A 20,658-nucleotide genomic window follows, 5' to 3' on the forward strand; every position below is an offset into this window, starting at 1 on the left:
ATGACAAACCTGCGAGGTCCGTACATCACCGTGACCTAACGAGACTATTTCCTCCCATCAGGAGTTTGTTTCGCCTCGCCCTTAAGAGTGACGCGCCCCTTACCTGGCAGCCATGGCTGAGCAGAAATCGGGAAAAACTTCACCTTTCTGAACTCCTCCATCAGGGCCTCCAATGGAACGTCGGCCGCCCCGTACCCATCCGTTACGGTGCCCTCCCCACTGGCGTGACCAAGAATACGCTTGAGATACTTTGTATCGACTCGGGCGCCGGTCATAGCATCCTTCATCGTGTGACGAAATGAGTAAAGCACTTTTTTTGGATTTTTAATGCCCAAAACATGCCTTTTGTATCGCCCAAAAAATTTGGAGAATGCTCCAGAAAGCTTGCCATGCCAATCATGATTTAACGAAGGAAACAAGGAGGTCTGGCCTTTGGCTTTCATTGCATCCATAAACCGTAAAAGGCCAAGGTCAATCAGTTCGGTTGCCATGGGCACCTTCCGTATGGATTTGTCATTTTTGAGGGTTCGCCATTGCGCCTTAGTCTGGCCATCAGCATTCAGACCCTTTTTCTGAATTCCTTCCTCATCAGCAAACAAATCATCCTCCTGAGAGGGGCGGTCGATGAGATTGAAATACCACCCATGTACCGGGTCTTCCACCACGTCAGATATCGCAAGGCCAGCAATTTCCTCCGTCCTGGCACCCGTGTAATACATAAGTATTGGTATCCAGTAGGACGCCTCTCCGGATTGACCTTGGGAGCGCAATTGCTGATGGTTGAAGATGGATGACGAAAAAATGTTGTCTAAGTCGGCGTTGTCGAAAGGCAATCGCCGCGCCTGACGCTTATCAAAGCTATTAAGCTTCATTCCAATCGCAAGGTCAGCTGGGTTTGTGGGAAGCACACCCTTTTTCGTAACCACCCGAAAAAGCGACTTCATCTTGGCCAGTCTTTCATTGACGGTGACGACAGCAAGGCCACGAGCCGACATTTCATCCACGAACTTTCGCATCAGTTCGGGAGTGACATCGCCAGGGTTATTCACGCCATTGGCTGCGGCCAGTTTTTGCAATTCACGCCACGGCGTCTGAGTCGCAATAGTGGTGCTTTTGGGCCGATTTTTTACGTAGTCCCTCCACACAGCGAATACCGAATCCCAGCTGGGCTTTTGGACTGACAGCTTGGCATCTTCGCTGGTGCTAACCTCCTTCGGAGTAGGAGCGGCCGGTGCGACGTCATTAGTTTTCACGACCTGCCCGCCTTGTCGCGCTCGCTGGTGGTCCAAAGAGGTCACAACGGCACTCAAGAAGGCCGCCCCGGCCCGCTTGGACTCCTCTGGCGACATTTCGACATCCAGCCCGCAAAGGTGAATAAAACCGTGCATGGCTGGCAAAATTTTGTCGGAACGCCCTGTGGCAAGCATTCGGCCCAGTTCAGAGCGCTGCTGCTCCAACTGCTCCCCGAGCTCATCGAATTCCGCGTCGTCAAGCCCATCGCTACGCAGCTGCTCATCGTTAAGCAGAACTTGGCGAACCCAGTGGTCTGCCAACGCCTTCAGTTGCTCGTCGGACAAGGCGTCGAGCTTTTTCCTGGTGTAGAGGGCCTGCTTTTCCTTCAACGCCTTCCGATGCAGGGCAAATTCGGAATCTATCTGGTTGATTTCGACTTTCAGGCGCTTTTTGGCCTCGCGCAGGTCGGACGTACGCAGACTGCGAGTGATGTGCGTTGTGCCGGGAGGATACGCCGCTAACAGCGCAGCGGGGATACGGAGACGGCAGTATTTCGTGCCGTTTTTACCGCGTTCATAGAGGTTTTCTGAGAGTGCTTTCAAGGTCCTGCTCCACGTAGTTGTGTGACAGGCCGTGTAACAACCAGACTTTATATCTGGCCATAAGTGGTTGATTTACAAGGAAATCAACGACTTACAAAGACTCTTGGGGTGATTGGGGTGGCTGATGGGGCTCGAACCCACGACAACAGGAATCACAATCCTGGACTCTACCAACTGAGCTACAGCCACCGAAGCCTCACATTATAGCGGGAACTGCGGGCCTTATGCGCCGTGGCGCGCTGCTTTATGCGCCGGCTTTCTGTTCGGCGGGCTTTGCCACCTTGATGTCGGCCTTGAAACGCTCTTTCAGGATGTTGTAGTACGCAAGGCTTTCCGCGGAAGTCCACCACTGGGTGTACTGGGCCTGGTCCTGCAGAGCGATATCGGCGGCCTGTGCCGGGCGCGGCAGCACCTTGAGCACCCGGACAATGGCGTAACCCTGTGCGCCCAGGTCCACGCCCACCAGAGCAGGCCCGGCACCCGCGTCTGCGCTGAGCGCGGCGCTGACAACCGACGCGGGCAACTGCTGCGTCTGGTCGCGCGAGATCACCAGCGCCGTCGGGAAGGTGGCGGCGGCAGGGCTGGCTTTCCAGGCTGCGAGTTTTTCGGCGCCTTCCTTGCGGGCCATCTCGGCGCCGCGCTGCTGCTGCAGGCGTGCACGAACGCGGTCCTTGACCTCTGCGAGCGGCAGTGTCCGGGCCGGGGTGTACTGGGTGATGCGGCCCGACACCAGCAGGCTGGGGCCCGCTTCAAGGGCTTCGGTGTTGCGCTTTTTTTCCACCGAATCGGGCGAGAACAGCGCCGTCAGGAACTTCGGGTTGGCCAGCACGCCGGTGGCGCCCGCCACGGGGGTACGTGTCAGCTTGGCGGCTGCCCTGACCTCGAGCTTGAGCCGCTCGGCGATCGGGCGCAGGGTGTCGGACTGTTCGTACACCGCGTTGCTGAAGGTTTCTGCCGTTTCGGCAAATTTCTTCTGCGCCAGTTGCTGCCTGAGTTCCGCTTCCAGCGCGGGTTTCATCTCGTCGTAGGTCTTCTGTTTGGGGACCTTGACGTCGGTCAGCTTGATGATGTGGTAGCCGAACTCGGTTTCCACCACCTCGCTGATGTCGCCCTTCTTCATCGCAAACGCGGCATCGGCGAAAGGCTTGACCATGGCGTTGCGGGCAAAGAAGTCCAGGTCGCCGCCTGCTGCGGCGGAGCCGGTGTCCTGTGAATTTTTACGGGCCAGCTCGGCAAACGTGTCCGGCGCTTTCCTGGCGGCTGCAAGCAGTTGCTCTGCTTTCGCCTTGGCTTTTTCGCGGTCGGCCGCAGGTGCGGAGGCTGGCGCTTCGATCAGGATGTGGCTGGCGCGGCGCTCTTCATTGCCTGCGAGTTGTGGCGCGTTCTGTTCGAAATAGGTCTTCAGGTCCGCCTCATTGACCGTGATGCCTTTTTTCACGGCGTCCAGATCAAGCACCACGTATTCAATGCTGGCTTCTTCAGGTGCCTGGAACAAGGCCTGGTTGTCCTTGTAGAACTGTTCCAGTTCCGCATCGCTGGGGTTGACCCTGGCGGCATAGTCGGCCGTATTGAAACGCGCCACCTGCGCCTCGCGCTTCTCGAAGAAGGCGTTGAGTGAAACGTCCGCCACGGCCTTCGAGGCAAAGCCTGTGCCGGAGACACCCAGCATGACCTGCCGGGAGGCCAGGTCGGCGCGCAGGCCCGCTTCGTACTGCTCCGGCGCCATGCCCGTTTGCGCGATGAAGCCCGCGCGGTCAAACTTGCCGTCCGGCAGCCTGAATGCGGCGATGGCCTTGTCTTCGGCATACAGCCTCTGCAATTTCTGGTCCGCAACCACCAGGCCGCTTTTCGCAGCCGCAGCCGCCAGCACGCGGTCGCGCACCAGGCGTTCCAGCGTGCCGTAACGCGCTTCAGGCGAGTCCAGCAGCTTGACATCCAGCGTCGGCATCGATGCGCTGAGGCGGCTCACCTCGTTCTGGTGCGCCGCATCCCATTCGGGCTGCGTGATGTCCTTGCCGTCAACGACGGCAACAACGCCGCCAGCGTCACCGGAGGGGCCGTTGTTGTTCATGCCGACCAATATGAAGGACGGAACAATCAGCAAAAACAGCAATGCCATCGTGACCTTGGTGTGCTTGCGAATGAAATCAAACATCTCGAATTTCCTGTGTGGCTGTCAATCGGCCATTTAAAACTTGCGTCAAGCCATCAATGAAAAAGGCGAACATCTGTTCGCCTTTTTGTCCAGTCGGTGGTGGGTGCTGACGGGCTCGAACCGCCGACCTACGCCGTGTAAGGGCGCTGCTCTACCAACTGAGCTAAGCACCCCACCTCAACTTTTACTTCATGCCCATCAGTTCAGGGCGTCCTTGAGCGCTTTGCCTGGACGGAACTTGGGCACCTTGGCTGCCTTGATTTTAATCGCATCGCCGGTACGCGGGTTGCGGCCGGTGCGGGCAGCACGTTTGCCCACTGCAAAAGTGCCAAAACCCACCAGAGACACAGAGCCTCCTTTTTTCAGGGTTGATTTGACAGCGCCAATGGTTGACTCCAGCGCGCGCGTTGCGGCAGCTTTGGAAATGTCAGCGTTCTTGGCAATGTGCTCGATCAGTTCAGTCTTGTTCACAAGGAGCCCCTCGTTGTTAAAAGTTAATCTGGTTGTCTCTTGGATATCTCCCCTGGACACCTGTCACAAAGATGGCAGCGGGAGGCGGCATGTGCAGATCGTCTGCTGATTCCAATTAGAGCCATGGACTCCCATCGTGTCAATACAACATCAGATTTTTACAACGTGCGGTGGCGGATTCTAGCCTTATTTTTCACGCTTTCACGCCCTATTCGTAAGCACGCCCTGCATTTCAGGGGCAGCCTGTCACAGACTGCACAGCGCGCTTCAAGCCAGCGCCGCCGCAATGGCCTTGCCCACATCGGCCGTGTTGGCCGTGCCTCCCAGGTCAGGTGTGCGCGGCGCACCACTGTGGGGAGCCAGAACTTTTTCAATCGCAGCAAGCACCGCATCATGCGCATCCTTGTGCCCCAGGAACTCCAGCATCATGGCACCGCACCAGATCTGCCCGATCGGGTTCGCGATGGCGCGGCCCGCAATGTCCGGCGCCGATCCGTGCACCGGTTCGAACAGCGAAGGAAACTTCCGCTCGGGATTGAGGTTGGCACTGGGAGCGATGCCGATGGTGCCGGTGCAGGCCGGGCCGAGGTCGCTCAGGATGTCGCCGAACAGATTGCTGGCAACCACCACATCGAAAAAATCGGGACGCTGGACAAAATGCGCCGTCAGGATGTCGATGTGGAACTTGTCGAGCTGGATGCCCGGATAACCCTTGGCCATTTCGACGACACGTTCATCCCAATAAGGCATGGAAATGGAAATGCCGTTGGACTTTGTTGCGCTGGTGAGGTGTTTCTTCGGACGCGATTGCGCCAGTTCGAAGGCGAACTTGAGCACGCGGTCCACGCCGATGCGCGTGAACACCGACTCCTGCAGCACAAACTCACGGTCCGTTCCGGGGAAGGCCTTGCCGCCAATGCTCGAGTACTCGCCTTCGGTGTTTTCGCGCACGATGTAAAAATCAATTTCACCGGGAGCGCGGGCAGAGCCATCGCGCCGCACCACGGGAGCGATGATGCCGGGCATCAGGCGCGCGGGCCGCAGGTTGATGTACTGGTCGAACTCGCGGCGGAACAGCAGCAGCGATCCCCACAGGGACACGTGGTCGGCAATCTTGTCGGGCCAGCCCACCGCGCCGAAATAAATCGCATCATGTCCGCCGATCTGGTCTTTCCAGTCGTCAGGCAGCATCTTGCCGTGTTTCTCGAAGTAGTCCCAGCTCGAAAAATCAAAATGATCAAATTGCAGGTCGATGCCGAATTTGACCGCAGCGGCCTCCATCACGCGAATGCCTTCGGGCATCACTTCCTTGCCAATGCCGTCGCCGGCGATGACGGCAATTCTTTTCTTTCCGGTGTTCTTGCTCATGTTTGTCTTCCTTGGGGTTCAGGGTTTGAAAAAATTCAGGGCTTGCGCCAGCAGCAGTGCCGGCGCCTCTTCGGCAATGTAATGCCCACAGGGCAGGCTCAGGCCCGAGACGTCAACGGCCCGCTCGCGCCAGAGGCGCATCACGTCGAAACACTGGCCAACCGCGCCATGCTCGCCCCAGAGGACATGCAAGGGCTGCGTCAGCCGTTTTGCCGCGGCCACGTCGGCACGGTCGTGCACCAGATCCACCGTGGCTGACGCGCGGTAGTCCCCGCAAATACTCTCCGCCGTGCCGGGAATCTGCACACAGCGCTCGTACTCGGCAAGTGCGGCCGGCGCAAAGGCGGCCAGGCCGGCATGGCGCTTGCCCATCACGCTGCGCAGGTAGCGTACAGGGCCGGATTCAATCAGGGCTTCGGGCAGAGGCGGCGGCTGGATCAGGAAAAACCAGTGCCAGTAGGCACGCGCAAAAGCCTCCGAAGTGTTTTCGTACATGGCCAGCGTGGGCGCGATGTCGAGCAGCATCAGGCGCTGCACTGCCGCGGGGTGATCGGCGGCCATCCGGTGCGCCACGCGCGCACCGCGGTCGTGGGCCAGCACCTGGAACGTGTCGAAGCCGTGGTGCTGCATCACCGCCAGCGCGTCCCGCGCCATTTCGCGCTTCGAATAAACCAGGTGCCCGGGGTCCGCAGCCGGACGGCCGGAATCGCCATAACCGCGCAGGTCCATCATGACCACCGTGAAGTGCCTGGCGAGCGCGGGGGCCACCGCGTGCCACATCACGTGGGTCTGCGGGTGGCCATGCAGCAGCAACAGCGGTGCGCCCTGCCCGCCCTTGCGGCCATGCAGGGCGACCGCCCCGCGGCTGGCTTCGAAGGTCTCGAATGCTTCAAACATGCAGCGATTGTGATTGCCAGACCCCCTTGAATCAAGAAATAATATGAGAATTGATTATTCTCTAGATGGAAATGATGGAACGTGCCGACCTGGCCCTGGTGGTGGCAATTCAACGGCATGGCAGCCTCGTGGCCACCGCCGAGGCGCTGCAGATGGCGCCTTCTGCCGTGACCAAACGCCTGGCCCAGCTGGAGGCCGAACTCGGCCTGCTGCTGTTTCAGCGCACCACCCGGCGGGTGGCCCCCACCCTCGAAGGCGAGTTGCTCTGCGAACGTGCGCGCCTGATGCTGGACCAGTTCGATGCGCTCGAGCAGTCCCTGCAGGAACGCAAGTCGGAAGCCGCGGGCCTGATCCGCCTGGCGGCGACCTTCGGCTTCGGCCGCATCTGGCTGGGGCCGGTGCTGGCCGAATTCCAGGCCAGGCACCCGGCCATCCAGATCCAGCTGCAGCTTTATGAACAGCTGCCCGACCTGGCCGCGGAAGGGTTTGACGGCGCCGTGTGGCTCTGGTCACCCCGGCCGCAACGCGCGAGCGAGTGGACGGCACGCAAGCTGGCCAGCAACCAGCGGGTGGTCGTGGCTGCCCCGACCTATGTCCGCCAGCACGGCAAACCCGCCACACCGGCGGAACTGGCCGGGCACAACTGCCTGATCGCGCGGGAGAATGATCGCCGGTTCGACATCTGGCGCCTGCAGACCGTGCGCGGCCCGCGCAGAAAATCCGTTGCTGCAGCGCAGGCGCCCACCGATCAGCGGGTTCGCGTGCAGGGCACCCTGTCCTCCAACTCGGGCGAGCTGGTGCGCGACTGGTGTTTGCAGGGTCGCGGCGTGATGCTCCGCAGCCTGTGGGACGTGCAGGCCCAGCTCGACTCGGGCAAGCTGGTGCGGCTGTTGCCGCAGTATGCGATGCTGGACGCCGACATCCAGTGGCTGGCGCCCTTCCGCCCGCAGACACCGAAGCGGGTGCGTTTGCTGATTGACTGCCTGGTGGAAAAATTCAGGCACGAACCCTGGCGCCTGCCGGCCTGATCCCGCAGAGCCTCAGGCGGCCCGGGTTCCGTTGCGCACCACCAGCCAGACCCCAAGCGCCGTCAGCGCCGTCCCCAGCACCGTGACCACGGTGATGGACTCGCCAAACAGCAACCAGGCCATCAACGCGGTGGTGGGCGGCACCAGGTACAGCAGGCTGGTCACGGCCGTGGCCGCGCCGCGCTGAATCAGCATGTAGAGCAGCGAGCTGCCGCCCAGCGTGAGCGCGAGTACCGACCAGGCCAGCGCTCCCATGAACTCCGGCGTCAACAGCACAGGCTCTGCCTCGAACCAGGCAAAAGGCAGTGTCACCAGCAGCGCCGCGCCGAGCTGGATGGCGTTGGCACTGCGCACATCTGCCGCCTGGACAAAACGCTTCTGGTACAGCGTGCCGATGGTGATGCTGAGCAGCGCAAAAACAGCGCACGCCAGGGTGTAGGCGGTCGCCTCGTTGCCCGCGCCGAACTTGCGCGAGACCACCAGCAGCAGGCCGGCCAGCCCGAGCACCAGGCCCAGCCACTGGCGTGCGCTGACACGGTTGTCGCTCTGGCTGGCGTCGCCCATGCGCGAGACCCAGACCGCCGTCAACACCGGCTGCAGGCCGACGATCAGTGCCGACAGGCCCGAACCCATGCCGCCCTTGATGGCCGACCAGACACCGCCGAGGTAACCCGCGTGAATCAGGATGCCGGTGACACCGAGATGCAGCCACTGCACGCGGCTGCGGGGCCAGGCCACCCGTGCGATGGCGATCCAGACCAGGAAGCAGGCCAGCGACAACACATAGCGGATGGCCAGAAAGGTCAGCGGCGGCGCATAAGGCAGGCCGTATTTGGCGACGATGAAGCCGGTGCTCCAGATCAGCACAAACACGGCAGGCATGGCCCGGATCAGGGCGCTGTTCGAGCCGGACGAACTCATTTGGCGCGCGCGCGGATTTCGGGAATGGCTTTTTTCAGGTAGTAGGCCATGGACCAGACTGTCAGGATGGCCGACAGCCAGATCAGCCAGGTGCCCCAGACGTTGGTGTTGATGACGCCGAACAGGATGCCGTCAAACAGCAGGAATGGAATCGCGATCATCTGCACCGTGGTCTTGATCTTGCCGAGCATGTGCACCGCCACGCTTTTGGTCGCGCCTATCAGTGCCATCCACTCGCGCAGGGCGGAAATGGCGATCTCGCGCCCGATGATGATGAGCGCCACAAACACGTCGGCGCGCTGCAGATGCACCAGCACCAGCAGCGAAGCACAGACGAGAAACTTGTCGGCCACCGGATCGAGAAAGGCGCCGAAGGACGAGGTCTGGTTCAGCTTGCGTGCCAGGAAACCGTCGAGCCAGTCGGTGGCCGCAAACACCACGAACATGACGGTGGCAATCAGGTTGCGGCTGGCCGGCGTCATGTCGAGATAGAAAATGCCCACGATCAGCGGAATCGCCACAATGCGCGTCCAGGTCATCACGGTGGGTATGGTCAGAAACATGGCCTGATTCTGACATGCGCGGCGGCAGGACGGACACAGGGGCCGGCAGCGGCCTTCAAATACCCTGCTTTCATACGGCTTCGTCGCACAAATACGTCTTTCCGGTCAATGCAGCGCGCGGTAGATTTCTTCGGCGAGCTCGCGGGAAATGCCCTCCACCGTGGCAATGTCCTCGGCACTGGCCGAACTCACGCCGCGTATGCCGCCAAAACGCTGCAGCAGGTTGGCACGTTTTTTGGGGCCAATGCCGGCGATGTCTTCAAGGCGGCTGGCACCCACGCGCACCTTGGCGCGTCTGGCGCGCATGCCGGTGATGGCAAAACGGTGCGCCTCGTCGCGGATCTGGGCAATCAGCATCAGGGCCGCCGAGTCGCGGCCGAGGTAGACCTTGTCGCGGCCGTCGGCAAAAACCAGCTCCTCCAGCCCGACCTTGCGCCCCTCGCCTTTCTCGACACCGGCGATCAAGCCGAGGTCCAGGCCAAGCTCCTCAAACACCTCGCGCGCCATCGACACCTGGCCCTTGCCGCCGTCGATCAGCACCAGGTCCGGCAGCCGGGCGGTGTTGTTGCGCGCCGCTTCGGCGAGCTTGCTGTAGCGGCGCATCAGCACCTGGCGCATGGCGGCGTAGTCGTCGCCCGGCGTGATGCCCTCAATGTTGTAGCGGCGGTATTCGGCACTTTGCATCTTGTGGCCATGGAACACCACGCACGAGGCCTGGGTCGATTCACCGGCCGTGTGCGAAATGTCGAAACACTCGATGCGCAGCACATCGAGCTTGTCGAGCGGCAGGTCCAGCGCCTCGGCCAGCGCGCGCGTGCGCGCCTGCTGCGAGCCCTGCTCGGCCAGCAGCCGGGCCAGCTGCAGGTCGGCATTGGTCTGCGCCATCTCGAGCCAGATGCGGCGCTGCTCGCGCGGCTGGTGGATGGCCGTGACCTTGTTGCCGGTCTGCATGACCAGCGCGGCGATCAGCTCTTTGTCCACCGGCTCGCTGCAAACCAGCACCGGCGGCACCGGCACGCCCACATAGTGCTGGGCGATGAAGGCTTCCAGCACCAGGGCTTCCAGTTTTTTGACCTTGCCGGGCAAGGCGCCCTCACCGCCTGCCGCGCGGTCCACGCCGCCTGCCGCGCCGCCGTCCGCATCGTCTTCATCGAGTCCGGCCAGGTCGGCCGCGTGTTCGACATGGGTGGGGAAATACGGCCGGTCGCCCAGGTGCCGGCCGCCGCGCACCATGGCCAGGTTCACACAGGCCTTGCCGCCCAGCACCTTGACCGCAAGGATGTCCACGTCCTTGTCACCGCCAATTTCCATCGACTGCTGGTGCAGCACCTTGGACAGCGCCGAGATCTGGTTGCGCAGTTCGGCCGCCTGCTCGAACTCCAGTTTTTCCGCACGTCCTCGCATCTGCTTTTCCAGCTCGGTCAGGATGTCCCCGGCCTGCCCCTGCAAAAAACGCTCGGCGTTGGCCACGTCCAGTGCGTACTGCTCGGGCGACACGTGGCCGACGCAGGGCGCGGAGCAACGCTTGATCTGGTACAGCAGGCAGGGCCGCGTGCGGTTGTTGAACACCGTGTCCTCGCAGGTGCGCAGCTTGAAGACCTTCTGCAGCAGCAAAATCGTTTCCTTGACCGCCCAGGCGCTGGGGTAAGGCCCGAAGTAACGGTGTTTTTTCTCGACCGCGCCGCGGTAGTAGGCCACGCGCGGAAAGTCATGGGACGCCAGCTTGAGGTAGGGGTAGCTCTTGTCGTCCCGGAACAGGATGTTGTACTTCGGGTTCAGCGTCTTGATCAGGTTGTTTTCAAGCAGCAGGGCCTCGGCTTCGGAGCGCACCACGGTGGTTTCCATGCGCACGATCTTGGTCACCATGTGACCGATGCGCGTGCCACCGTGGTTTTTCTGGAAGTAGGTGGAGACCCGCTTCTTCAGGTCGCGCGCCTTGCCTACATACAGCACCGCACCCTCTGCATCGAAGTAGCGGTAGACGCCGGGCATGGCCGGCAACGCCGCCACTTCGCTGAGCAGTTGGGGATCAAATTCGTGCGATGGGGTCATGGTGGTGGGTGCGCGTGTTTGGCCAGCGTGGGCCGTCATGCGGAAGAAGTATCGGCATTTCTGGCTGGCAGCCCCCGTATTGTGGACAATCCCGATATGGATCACCGCCCGCAATGGGACATTTTTTGCAAGGTCATCGACAACCACGGCGACATCGGCGTCTGCTGGCGGCTCTGCGCTCAACTGGCGGCGCGCGGGCAGCGCGTGCGGCTGTGGGTGGATGACGCGTCCGCCCTGCACTGGATGGCGCCCGAAGGCTGCGACGGCGTCACCGTCCTGCCCTGGCTGGAACCGCTGGGCATGAACATCCTGCGCCTTGAAGCGGCGCCCTGCGAGGTGCTGGTGGAGGCCTTCGGCTGCGACATTGCTCCTGAATTCATAGCTGCCTGCGCAGACAGGGAAAGGGCCACAGGCCAAAAACCCGTATGGATCAACCTCGAATACCTGTCCGCCGAGCCCTGGGTGGAGCGCTGCCATGCCCTACCCTCGCCAGTGCAGCGCGGCCCGGCCGCCGGCTGGACCAAGTGGTTTTTCTACCCCGGTTTCACCGCCGCCACCGGCGGCCTGCTGCGCGAGTCCACGCTGGCGGCGCGACAGGCGGCTTTTGACCGCAAGACCTGGCTGGCCGGGCGCGGCATTGAGTGGAACGGCGAGAGGCTGGTGTCGCTGTTTTGTTACGAGCCCCCCGCCCTGGCGCAGTTGCTAGACCATCTGGTGCAGGTGGGCACGACCGACGCACCGGTGCGCCTGCTCGTGGCGGCAGGTCGCGCCACAGCCGCCGTCCAGACCGCCGTTCATGATAAAAAGTGGCCGCAGCCTAATCAGGACGGGCGCGAGCCGCTATCAATTTCATACCTACCCTGGCTGCGCCAGGACGACTTCGACCACCTGCTCTGGGCCTGCGACCTGAACTTTGTGCGCGGTGAAGATTCGGTGGTGCGCGCGCTCTGGGCCGGCCAGGCCTTTGTCTGGCAGATTTACCCCCAAGCCGACCAGGCCCACCAGGCCAAGCTGCACGCCTTTCTCGACATGCTGCAGGCGCCGCCGTCACTGCGGCAATTTCATGAGGTGTGGAACGGCCTGCAGACGGAATTGCCCGCACCCGAGCTGCCGCTGTGGACCGGCTGCGCCCGGGCGGCCCGGCAGCGCCTGCAGCAGCAACCCGACCTGGCGACCCAGCTGCTGGACTTTGTGATGCAGAAACAGGCGCTGGCGCCATGAGGCTGCTGCTGGTTGAAGACGACACCATGATTGGCCGGGCGATGCGCCAGGGTCTGGCCGACGCCGGGTTCAGTGTGGACTGGGTCATGGAGGGCCACGCCGCCGAGCGCGCGCTGGCCAACGGGGTTTACGACCTGGCCGTGCTGGACCTCGGCCTGCCGGGCCAGGACGGCATGGCGGTGCTCAAGGGCCTGCGCACGCGCGGCAACGCCGTGCCGGTGCTGATCGTGACGGCACGCGACGCCGTGGCCGATCGCATCGCCGGGCTCAATGCGGGCGCCGACGACTATGTGCTCAAGCCCTTCGACCTGGACGAGCTGATCGCACGCATACGCGCGCTGCTGCGCCGCCATGCCGGCGGCGGCTCCCCGCTGCTGCAATGCGGCGAGCTGACTCTCGACCCTGTCCGCAAACAAGTCAGCCTGAAAGGCGAAAACGTGAACCTGTCCGCCCGCGAATTCGCGCTGCTGGAGACCCTGATGCAGCGCCCCGGCGCCGTGCTGTCGCGGGCCCAGCTGGAAGACTCCATCTACGGCTGGGCCGAGGAAATCGGCAGCAATGCGGTCGAGGTCTACCTGCACAAGCTGCGCCGCAAACTCGGCGCCGACACCATCCGCAATGTGCGCGGTGTCGGGTACAAGGTGGTGGCACCATGAGCTACGCGGCGAGGGGCCCCGGCCTGCCGGGGATAGCCGCCAAGGCGAATGGTGCCAGGCCACCGATCCCCTCAAGCATGCATGCCTGTGCTCGCGGTGAGGTGGCACCATGAGCGACGCGGCAAAGAACGCCATGATGACCCGGCCGGTTCAATCCATCCAGCGCCGCGTCCTGGTCTGGGCCATGGGTGCGCTGGTGGTGGGCGCGAGCTTGCTGGTAGGCAGTGCCTACTGGACGTTGACGCACGAGATGGGAGAAGTCTTTGAGGACAACCTCAAGCAGGTCGCGCTGGCGGTGGCCAACCACCATGGCACCTACGGCATGGCGCGCAGCCCGAGCCTGGCCGGGCAGTTGCCCCGGGTCTACGAGGAGTACGGCAAATTCGAGTTCGCCACCGCGGCCTGGACACGCAGCGGCACGCTGCTGCACGCGTCCGACCCCTCTGCAGCATTGCCCTTCCTCTCGCGCAGCGGGTTGAGCGTGGTCAGCATCGGCCGGGAAAAATGGCATCTTTACACCATCGTGCTCGACGACGGCATTGTCCAGGCCGCCCAGCGCGACAGCGACCGCGAGGCGCTGGCACGGGAAACCACCACCAAGCTGATCCTGCCGGCGCTGCTGATGCTGGCCCTGCTGGCGATCCTGCTGACGCTGGCGCTGCGGCGCGGCCTGTCGCCGCTGGCGCTGGCGGCCAGCGAGGTCACGACACGCAGCGTCGAAGCCCTGCACCCCATCGCGCTGTCGGCCCACCCGCCGGAATTGCACCTGCTGATAGGGGCGATCAACGACCTGATGGCCCGGCTGGGCGGCGCGCTGTCGCTGCAAAGGCTGTTCCTGGCCGACGCGGCCCACGAGTTACGCACGCCGATCACGGCGCTGCGGCTGCAGTTGCAGCTGCTGGAACGCGCGAGCGACGAGGCCCAGCGCGAGGCGGCGCTGGTGCAACTGGGCGCCGGCATCGACCGGGCCCAGCATCTGGTCGAGCAGTTGTTGCAGTTGTCGCGGCTGGCGCCCGAGACGCCGGCCCTGCGCCGGGAAGCGGTGGATCTGGCAGAACTGGCCCGGGCCACTGTGCGCCGTTTCAGCGCGCGCGCCGACGACCGGAAAATCGACCTGGGCGCCGTGACCGAGGGCGCGCCCACCGTCCACGCCGATGTGCAGCAACTGGCCATCCTGCTGAACAACCTGGTCGATAACGCCCTGCGCCACACGCCCGCAGGCGGACGCATCGACGTGGCCGCGCAGGTCGAAAACGGTCGGCCCGGCCTGAGCGTGACCGACAGCGGCCCCGGCATCAGCGCCGCGGAGCGGGAGCGGGTGTTTGACCGCTTCTACCGCGGCAACAACGTCAGTGCCGACGGCCAGGCGCCGCATGGCAGCGGCCTGGGGCTGGCCATTGCCCGGGCGGTCGCCGAACGCCACGGTGCCGACATCGTGCTGGACAACGCCCCCGGCGGCACCGGCCTGCGTGTCAGTGTGCTTTTTCCGGCCCGTTGAGGGCCACCACCGGGGCCGGCGCCGGGCGACAGGGCGCAAACAGGTCCAGCGACTTGTTATAGGCCCCGGTCTGGACATCGAGTACACCCAGCAGGGAGTGAAACAGGTTGTCGTGACCGACCTCGGCACCGGCGTGTGTGCGCAGGCACTCCTGATCGATGTTGAAGCTGCGGCGAAATCCGGGTGACAGCCACATCACCAGCGGCACGCGTTTCTGGACCTCAGGCGCGATCGGGTAAGGCATGCCATGCAGGTAAAGGCCACCGTCCCCCAGGGACTCGCCGTGATCCGACACATACATCATGGCCGTGTCGTACTGCTGCTGCGCACCCGCGAGGAAATCGATCACCTTTGACACAAAGAAGTCGGTGTAGAGCAGCGAGTTGTCATAGGCATTGACGATTTCCGCAGCCGTGCAGGCGCTCAGGTCCTCGTTCTGGCAAGCCGGGGCATACTGCCTGAACACTGCGGGATACCGCTTGAAATAGGCCGGCCCGTGGCTGCCGAGCTGGTGCATGACGACCAGCAGGTTGCCCTGGGTGTCGCGCGCAATGCCTTCTATGCCCTGCAGCAACACCTCGTCCAGGCATTGCCCCTCGGCGCAGAGGGCCTCCACCTTCGCATGGTCCAGTTGCTCGGCGGGCAGGCCCTCGCAGACGCCCTTGCAGCCCGACTGGTTGTCGCGCCAGAGCACCTTGAAGCCGGCGCGGGCCAGCACATGCAGCACCGATTCATGGGACCGTATCTTCTCCTCGTCATAGTGAATGCGGCCGTAAGGCGAAAACATGCAGGGCAAGGAAACCTCGGTCGAGGTGCCGCAGGCAGTGGCGTGCGAAAAATTGATCACGTCCTGCCGGGATAGCAGCGGATTGGTCTGGCGCGCATAGCCGTTGAGCGAGAAATTCTGCGCGCGCGCGGTTTCGCCAACGATCAGCACAAACATCACCGGTCGGGTCCGACCGCTCCAGCTGGCGCCCAACTGTGCATCCTCGCCGACCGGCAGTTTGGGCTGCGACGGGCGCTGCACGCCGCCCAGCGCATTGCCGGCCAGAGCGGCCACCACATTGCCCGGGGTCAGCAGATAACGCACCTCTTTGTGGTTGCGCATCAGCGAGGCAAAGTCGGCAAACACCAGCAGCAGGCTGGCCGCGCCCACCGCCAGCGCGGCCGCGATCCAGCCCAGACGGACGGCCAGCGCGCGGCCCAGGCTGCGGCGCTTCAATTGTGGCCACCAGACCAGCGCCGCCGGCAACGCGCCCAGCAGCACAACGCGCGGAAACATGCCCCACACCAGCAGTTCCCGGGCTTCGTTGACATTGGTGGCCAGCACATTGCGCAGCATCGCGCGGTCCAGGTAAATGGCGTACCGGTCCATGTACCACGAGGCGAAGGCTGTGCACAGCACCAGCACGCTCAGCAGCGGCCTGACGGTCAGGCGTGTTGCCAGCAGCGCCAGGAAGGCGAAGTAGAACGCCGAAAAGGCGGTAAACAGGGCAGCCGCAAAACCCCAGGTTGCGGCAAGTTCCCAGCCGCGGCCGGCCAGCGCGGCGCGCCAGAACGGCCCGTTGCCGCTGAGCAGCAGAAAGCCGACGCACAGCAGCACCAGCGTTTCGACCTGCAGGGATGGTCGCTGAAGCCATGGTTTGCGGGGCAAGGCGGAGGCCGGCACCCAGGCGCCGGCGGAGGAAACAGTCATCATCGGGGTGGGCGGGTGACCGGCCGGCGGGCACCCTGGAGTCAGGGAAGCCTGAAGCTTGCGGCCACGACACTTAACCCGTCCTTAAAACAGCCGCGGCACGGCAGGGAAGGCCCGGAACGGCCGCGGAGCTTTTGGGTGGCCGCTGGAAAAAACGTTAAAATACAGGGCTTTGCATGGCCCGGCATCGGGCCGATGCCGCACTCCCGCCGCAGACCCGCATCACCCCAGACGCATTTGGCGGCCAACACTTTACTAGAAACTGTTATGAAAATCGCTCAAGAAATACGCGCTGGCAACGTCATCATGCACGGCAAGGACCCGATGGTCGTCCTCAAGACCGAATACAGCCGCGGCGGCCGCAACTCGGCCACCGTGCGCATGAAACTCAAAAGCCTGATCGCCAACTTCAACACCGAGCAGGTGTTCAAGGCCGACGACAAGATCGACCAGGTCATCCTGGACAAGAAGGATTGCACCTACTCCTACTTCGCCGACCCGATGTACATCTGCATGGACGCCGACTACAACCAGTACGAAGTCGAAGCCGAAAACATGGGCGACTCGCTGAACTACCTGCAGGACGGCATGGAGCTCGAAGTCGTGTTTTACGACGGCAAGGCCATCTCGGTCGAACTCCCCACCAGCGTCAACCGCGAAATCACCTGGACCGAGCCTGCCGTCAAGGGCGACACGTCCGGCAAGGTGCTCAAGCCGGCCAAGCTGGCCACCGGCTTTGAAATCGGCGTGCCGATTTTTGTGGCGCAAGGCGACGTGGTTGAAATCGACACGCGCACCGGCGAATACCGCAAACGCGTCTGACCCGCCCCTTCCCGGCATCCTGGAAAAAAGGCTCCTGACGGAGCCTTTTTGCATCCCGAAACCTTTCAGAGCGACGTATGGAACAAACAGACGACTTATCCGGCAGCCGACTCGCAGACGCGTGGGCGGAACTGCAGGCCCACTCCGACAAGGGCATCCCGCTGGAGGCCAACGCCTACCGGCTGGCCTTCGCCGACCCCGAGTTCCTGTTGCGGCGCGAGACCCGCGGCATCCGTTTCCAGCTGGAGATGCTCAAGCCCGACATGGAGCAGCAGGCCCAGGGCATTGAAAGCACCATCGTGGTGTTTGGCAGTGCGCGTTTCCCGGCGCCGGAACAGGCCGCGCAGGCACTGAAACTCGCCCACGAGTCCGGTGATGCGCAGGCCCTGGCACTGGCCGAGCGGCAGGTGCGCAACGCCGCCTACTACGACCAGGCCCGACTGTTCTCGCGCCTGGTCGGCGCCCACAGCAAAACCCGCCCCCCCGAAGAGCAGCTGTTCATTTGCACCGGGGGCGGTCCCGGCATCATGGAAGCCGCCAACCGCGGTGCGCAGGAGATGGGTGTGCCGACGGTGGGCCTGAACATCGCGCTGCCGCACGAGCAGAACTCCAACCCTTACGTCACACCGTCGCTGAGCTTCAAGTTCCACTACTTTGCATTGCGCAAGATGCACTTCATGATGCGGGCCAAGGCGCTGGTGGCGTTTCCGGGCGGCTTTGGCACGCTCGACGAACTGTTCGAGGTCATCACGCTGGTGCAGACACGCAAGGCCAAACCGGTGCCCATCATCCTGTTCGGCTCGGAGTACTGGCAACGCCTGATCAACTTCGACGTGATGATCGATGAAGGCGCGATTTCACCCGACGACCTCAAGCTCTTCCAGTACGTCGACGACCCCCAGGTGGCCTGGGACGCGATCAGGACCTTTTATCAACTGTAGCCGGCCGCAGCAGCCAGGCGGCGCGGCTGCCCGCGCCCACCACCGCGCCGGTGGCCCAGAACACCCCGGTTATGCCGATGACGGCGCCCAGGGTGCCGAACAGCATGGGCATGAGCACACTCGAGGCGTTGATCGCCATCAGGCGCAGGCCCAGCGCCTCGCCGTGCCTGGCCTCGGGCGTGATCTGGTGCAGCATGCTCATGATCATTGGCTGCACCGTGCCGAGCGCCAAGCCCAGCAGCACTGAACACAGGCCCATGCCCAGCGCCGTCTGCATGAAGGGGTAGACGCCGAACAGCACCGCGGTCACCAGCATGGCGACCACCAGCACCCGCCACTCGCGCAGGTGCGCCGCCACCAGCGGCATCAGCATGCGGATGGCGGCTGCGGCCACGGCAAAGGCACCCAGGATGGAACCGATCACCGAGGCGCTGATGCCTCTTTCAAAGCCCAGCACCGGCACGACAAAGGTGTGCACGTCCCAGCAGGAGGACAGAAACCAGTTGACCAGCATCAGGCGGCGGAAGGTGGTGTCGCGCAGCAGGTCCCAGGCGCTGGCCCGCCTGGCGCCGTGCGCGGCAATCACGGGCGGCAGCTCGCGCGTTTTTCGCACCAGAAACCAGCTGGCCAGCGGCAGCACCGCCATCAGGAAAAAAGCGGCACGGTAGCCTGACAGGCTGTTGGGCACGGCGCCTGCATGGTCGATCAGCAGACCGGCCGAGAACGGTCCGACAAAATTGGAAATCGCCGGGCCGATCGACAGCCAGCTGAACACCTGCCGCAACTGCAAGCCCCCCACCGCGGCCCGCCCGACATGGCGCTGCAGTGAAATCACGGCGGCCCCCGTCGCCCCGCCGGTGAGCAGCGCCGCCAGGCAGAGCACCGGAAACACCGGAAAAGCCACCGCCACCCCCGCCCCCAGCACGGCCGCCACGACGCTGTAACCCATGGGCCGGCGCAGGCCGTGCCGGTCGGCAAAGCGTCCTGCGGGCAGTGCCAGAAACACCTGGGTCAGGGCAAACAGCGCCAGCAACACGCCGACCGCGGCCGGGCTGTAACCCTCGCGCAGCGCCAGCAAGGGCGCGGCCATGCGGGTGCCGGCCATGCAGGCGTGCAGGCAGATCTGGGCCAGGATCAGGCGGGCAAGTTCTGGCGTCATGTGGCTCAGGCCATCAAGGTGCTGGTCACCCCTCGTCCGGGTCCCTGTCCATCGGAATCAGCCGCGCCGAGTCAAGCTCCGGCAAGGCCTCGACGTTGCGCAGGGCCTTGCCCATGACCCGGCTGCGCTGCTCGGCACTGCTCAGCGTATTGAGCACGGTTTCCGTCTGCGACTTGACCTTGGCCAGCACGTCGCCGAACTTGCCGAATTCGGTCTTGACGGCGCCCAGCACCTGCCAGACTTCGCTCGATCGTTTTTCCAGCGCCAAGGTCCGAAAACCCATCTGCAGCGAGTTCAGCATCGCCAGCAAGGTGGTCGGGCCGGCCAGCGTGACGCGGTGCTCGCGCTGCAGCACCTCCATCAGGCCGGGCCGGCGCAGGACTTCCGCATACAGGCCCTCGGTCGGCAAAAACAGGATGGCAAAGTCCGTCGTGTAAGGCGGCTCGATGTATTTTTCCGAGATCGACCTGGCCTCCATGCGGATGCGCACTTCCAGCGCCTTGCCCGCCACTTCGGCGCCAAGCACGTCGGCGCGCTGCTGGGCATCGAGCAGGCGCTCGTAGTCTTCGTTGGGAAACTTCGCGTCGATCGGCAGCCAGACAGGATCGCCATTGTCCGAGCGGCCAGGCAGCCGGATCGCAAAGTCCACCGGATTTTTGCCGCCGCGGCGGGTGATGACCTGCGCCGCGTACTGATCGACCGTGAACACCTGCTCAAGCAGGGCCGACAGCTGTGCCTCGCCAAAGATGCCGCGCGCCTTGACGTTGGTCAGCAGATGCTTGAGGTCGCCCACGCCCTGGGCCAGCGTCTGCATTTCGCCCAGGCCCTTGTGCACCTGCTCGAGCCGGTCGGCCACCTGTTTGAAACTTTCTCCCAAGCGTGTTTCGAGGGTGGTCTGGAGTTTTTCGTCCACCGTCTGGCGCATTTCGTCGAGCTTGGCCGAGTTGGTCTGCTGCAGCTGCGCGAGCTGTTTCTCCAGCGTTTCCCGGACTTCCCCCATGCGCCGCGCGTTCGATTCGCTGACGGACTGGAGCTGCGTGGTCAGGGTGTCGGACAGGGTTTTCTGCAGCAGCGTCAGTTGCTGGGAAAACGAGTCGATCTGCGCATTCTGCGTGCGGATGGCCTCGGCGCTTTGCTGCACCAGGGTTTGCTGGAAGGTGGCAAAACTCGTCGCCAGCTCCTGGCGGCTTGCGCGCGAGCTGTCGCCGATTTCCCGCCGCAGTTCACGCTCGAGCTTGTCGTTCCCGGCGGCCAGGCCGGCGAGCAGCTCTTCGCGGCCACTCTCGGCCGGCTTGCGCAGCAACAGCCAGAGCAGAAGGAGCAGGACCAGCAGCAGCGCCGCGAGGACCAGCCAGGCTTGCAAGGGGTTCATCAG

The 20,658-nt window shown here is 63.4% G+C and carries 17 protein-coding genes and 2 tRNA genes; 6 read left to right on the forward strand and 13 right to left on the reverse strand.

Going from position 1 to position 20,658, the window contains the following annotated elements:
- Positions 1-44 precede the first annotated feature (44 nt).
- The 7 genes from PSV40_RS15845 to PSV40_RS15875 all read right to left on the reverse strand — a co-directional run bounded on the left by PSV40_RS15845 (position 45) and on the right by PSV40_RS15875 (position 6,726).
- On the reverse strand, positions 45-1,835 hold the full coding sequence (locus PSV40_RS15845) for a DUF6538 domain-containing protein (RefSeq protein WP_300539603.1): 1,791 nt from the start codon (positions 1,833-1,835) through the stop codon (positions 45-47).
- Between the two features lie 113 nt (positions 1,836-1,948).
- A tRNA-His gene (locus PSV40_RS15850) sits at positions 1,949-2,024 on the reverse strand.
- A gap of 55 nt (positions 2,025-2,079) precedes the next feature.
- Positions 2,080-3,990 (reverse strand): SurA N-terminal domain-containing protein, encoded by a 1,911-nt coding sequence (locus PSV40_RS15855; RefSeq protein WP_300539605.1) that lies wholly within the window; start codon positions 3,988-3,990, stop codon positions 2,080-2,082.
- A gap of 97 nt (positions 3,991-4,087) precedes the next feature.
- Positions 4,088-4,163: transfer RNA gene (locus tag PSV40_RS15860), tRNA-Val, on the reverse strand.
- A 25-nt stretch (positions 4,164-4,188) separates the two neighbouring features.
- Complete coding sequence (locus PSV40_RS15865; RefSeq protein ID WP_026779519.1) at positions 4,189-4,461, reverse strand: HU family DNA-binding protein; 273 nt, start codon at positions 4,459-4,461, stop codon at positions 4,189-4,191.
- Positions 4,462-4,728: 267 nt separating this feature from the next.
- Positions 4,729-5,829 carry a tartrate dehydrogenase gene (locus PSV40_RS15870; RefSeq protein ID WP_300539607.1) on the reverse strand — a complete coding sequence of 367 codons (1,101 nt, stop codon included), beginning with the start codon at positions 5,827-5,829 and terminating at the stop codon, positions 4,729-4,731.
- Positions 5,830-5,847: 18 nt separating this feature from the next.
- Positions 5,848-6,726: an alpha/beta fold hydrolase gene (locus tag PSV40_RS15875; protein ID WP_300539609.1), complete on the reverse strand. Its 879-nt coding sequence runs from the start codon at positions 6,724-6,726 to the stop codon at positions 5,848-5,850.
- 74 nt (positions 6,727-6,800) lie between these two features.
- On the opposite strand from PSV40_RS15875, the gene PSV40_RS15880 reads away from it, so the two are divergent.
- Positions 6,801-7,754, forward strand: coding sequence for a LysR family transcriptional regulator (locus tag PSV40_RS15880; protein WP_300539611.1), 954 nt, complete (start codon positions 6,801-6,803; stop codon positions 7,752-7,754).
- Between the two features lie 12 nt (positions 7,755-7,766).
- Here the strand turns inward: PSV40_RS15880 and PSV40_RS15885 are convergent, their stop codons facing one another.
- From PSV40_RS15885 to uvrC, 3 genes are all read right to left on the reverse strand, one after another.
- Positions 7,767-8,675, reverse strand: coding sequence for a DMT family transporter (locus PSV40_RS15885; protein WP_300539613.1), 909 nt, complete (start codon positions 8,673-8,675; stop codon positions 7,767-7,769).
- Positions 8,672-9,238, reverse strand: a complete 567-nt coding sequence (gene pgsA, locus PSV40_RS15890; protein ID WP_300539616.1) for a CDP-diacylglycerol--glycerol-3-phosphate 3-phosphatidyltransferase — start codon at positions 9,236-9,238, stop codon at positions 8,672-8,674. Before pgsA ends, PSV40_RS15885 begins: the two co-directional genes overlap by 4 nt.
- 105 nt (positions 9,239-9,343) lie before the next feature.
- Positions 9,344-11,290, reverse strand: coding sequence for an excinuclease ABC subunit UvrC (uvrC, locus tag PSV40_RS15895; RefSeq protein WP_300539618.1), 1,947 nt, complete (start codon positions 11,288-11,290; stop codon positions 9,344-9,346).
- Between the two features lie 96 nt (positions 11,291-11,386).
- Here uvrC and earP point away from each other — a divergent pair, with 96 nt between their 5' ends.
- The 3 genes from earP (at position 11,387) to PSV40_RS15910 (ending at position 14,665) form a co-directional block, all read left to right on the forward strand.
- On the forward strand, positions 11,387-12,511 hold the full coding sequence (gene earP / locus PSV40_RS15900) for an elongation factor P maturation arginine rhamnosyltransferase EarP (protein ID WP_300539619.1): 1,125 nt from the start codon (positions 11,387-11,389) through the stop codon (positions 12,509-12,511).
- Positions 12,508-13,167, forward strand: coding sequence for a response regulator (locus PSV40_RS15905; protein ID WP_300539621.1), 660 nt, complete (start codon positions 12,508-12,510; stop codon positions 13,165-13,167). Before earP ends, PSV40_RS15905 begins: the two co-directional genes overlap by 4 nt.
- Before the next feature lie 109 nt (positions 13,168-13,276).
- Positions 13,277-14,665, forward strand: a complete 1,389-nt coding sequence (locus tag PSV40_RS15910; RefSeq protein WP_300539623.1) for a HAMP domain-containing sensor histidine kinase — start codon at positions 13,277-13,279, stop codon at positions 14,663-14,665.
- Here PSV40_RS15910 and PSV40_RS15915 read toward each other — a convergent pair.
- Complete coding sequence (locus PSV40_RS15915; protein ID WP_300539625.1) at positions 14,640-16,361, reverse strand: phosphoethanolamine--lipid A transferase; 1,722 nt, start codon at positions 16,359-16,361, stop codon at positions 14,640-14,642. The genes PSV40_RS15910 and PSV40_RS15915 overlap by 26 nt on opposite strands.
- 267 nt (positions 16,362-16,628) lie before the next feature.
- Here PSV40_RS15915 and efp point away from each other — a divergent pair, with 267 nt between their 5' ends.
- Both efp and PSV40_RS15925 read left to right on the forward strand, forming a co-directional pair.
- Positions 16,629-17,183 carry an elongation factor P gene (gene efp, locus PSV40_RS15920; protein WP_096667885.1) on the forward strand — a complete coding sequence of 185 codons (555 nt, stop codon included), beginning with the start codon at positions 16,629-16,631 and terminating at the stop codon, positions 17,181-17,183.
- 77 nt (positions 17,184-17,260) lie between these two features.
- A complete protein-coding gene (locus PSV40_RS15925) occupies positions 17,261-18,124 on the forward strand; it encodes a TIGR00730 family Rossman fold protein (protein ID WP_300539627.1) in 864 nt (287 codons plus the stop codon).
- On the opposite strand, the gene PSV40_RS15930 is transcribed toward PSV40_RS15925, so the two are convergent.
- A complete protein-coding gene (locus PSV40_RS15930) occupies positions 18,102-19,283 on the reverse strand; it encodes an MFS transporter (protein ID WP_300539629.1) in 1,182 nt (393 codons plus the stop codon). The genes PSV40_RS15925 and PSV40_RS15930 overlap by 23 nt on opposite strands.
- A 25-nt stretch (positions 19,284-19,308) precedes the next feature.
- Positions 19,309-20,655: a DNA recombination protein RmuC gene (rmuC, locus tag PSV40_RS15935; protein ID WP_300539631.1), complete on the reverse strand. Its 1,347-nt coding sequence runs from the start codon at positions 20,653-20,655 to the stop codon at positions 19,309-19,311.
- Positions 20,656-20,658 lie beyond the last annotated feature (3 nt).

Source organism: Polaromonas sp. (assembly GCF_029945925.1).
GTDB lineage: Bacteria > Pseudomonadota > Gammaproteobacteria > Burkholderiales > Burkholderiaceae_C > Polaromonas.

Bases quoted from the DNA above. Each gene is read 5' to 3' on its own strand.
- PSV40_RS15905 (WP_300539621.1), top strand. From the start codon at position 12,508: ATGAGGCTGCTGCTGGTTGAAGACGACACCATGATTGGCCGGGCGATG.
- PSV40_RS15925 (WP_300539627.1), top strand. From the start codon at position 17,261: ATGGAACAAACAGACGACTTATCCGGCAGCCGACTCGCAGACGCGTGG.
- rmuC (WP_300539631.1), bottom strand. From the start codon at position 20,655: ATGAACCCCTTGCAAGCCTGGCTGGTCCTCGCGGCGCTGCTGCTGGTC.
- PSV40_RS15910 (WP_300539623.1), top strand. From the start codon at position 13,277: ATGAGCGACGCGGCAAAGAACGCCATGATGACCCGGCCGGTTCAATCC.
- PSV40_RS15870 (WP_300539607.1), bottom strand. From the start codon at position 5,829: ATGAGCAAGAACACCGGAAAGAAAAGAATTGCCGTCATCGCCGGCGAC.
- earP (WP_300539619.1), top strand. From the start codon at position 11,387: ATGGATCACCGCCCGCAATGGGACATTTTTTGCAAGGTCATCGACAAC.
- PSV40_RS15875 (WP_300539609.1), bottom strand. From the start codon at position 6,726: ATGTTTGAAGCATTCGAGACCTTCGAAGCCAGCCGCGGGGCGGTCGCC.
- PSV40_RS15915 (WP_300539625.1), bottom strand. From the start codon at position 16,361: ATGACTGTTTCCTCCGCCGGCGCCTGGGTGCCGGCCTCCGCCTTGCCC.
- PSV40_RS15855 (WP_300539605.1), bottom strand. From the start codon at position 3,990: ATGTTTGATTTCATTCGCAAGCACACCAAGGTCACGATGGCATTGCTG.
- PSV40_RS15930 (WP_300539629.1), bottom strand. From the start codon at position 19,283: ATGACGCCAGAACTTGCCCGCCTGATCCTGGCCCAGATCTGCCTGCAC.
- efp (WP_096667885.1), top strand. From the start codon at position 16,629: ATGAAAATCGCTCAAGAAATACGCGCTGGCAACGTCATCATGCACGGC.
- pgsA (WP_300539616.1), bottom strand. From the start codon at position 9,238: ATGTTTCTGACCATACCCACCGTGATGACCTGGACGCGCATTGTGGCG.
- PSV40_RS15880 (WP_300539611.1), top strand. From the start codon at position 6,801: ATGGAACGTGCCGACCTGGCCCTGGTGGTGGCAATTCAACGGCATGGC.
- uvrC (WP_300539618.1), bottom strand. From the start codon at position 11,290: ATGACCCCATCGCACGAATTTGATCCCCAACTGCTCAGCGAAGTGGCG.
- PSV40_RS15885 (WP_300539613.1), bottom strand. From the start codon at position 8,675: ATGAGTTCGTCCGGCTCGAACAGCGCCCTGATCCGGGCCATGCCTGCC.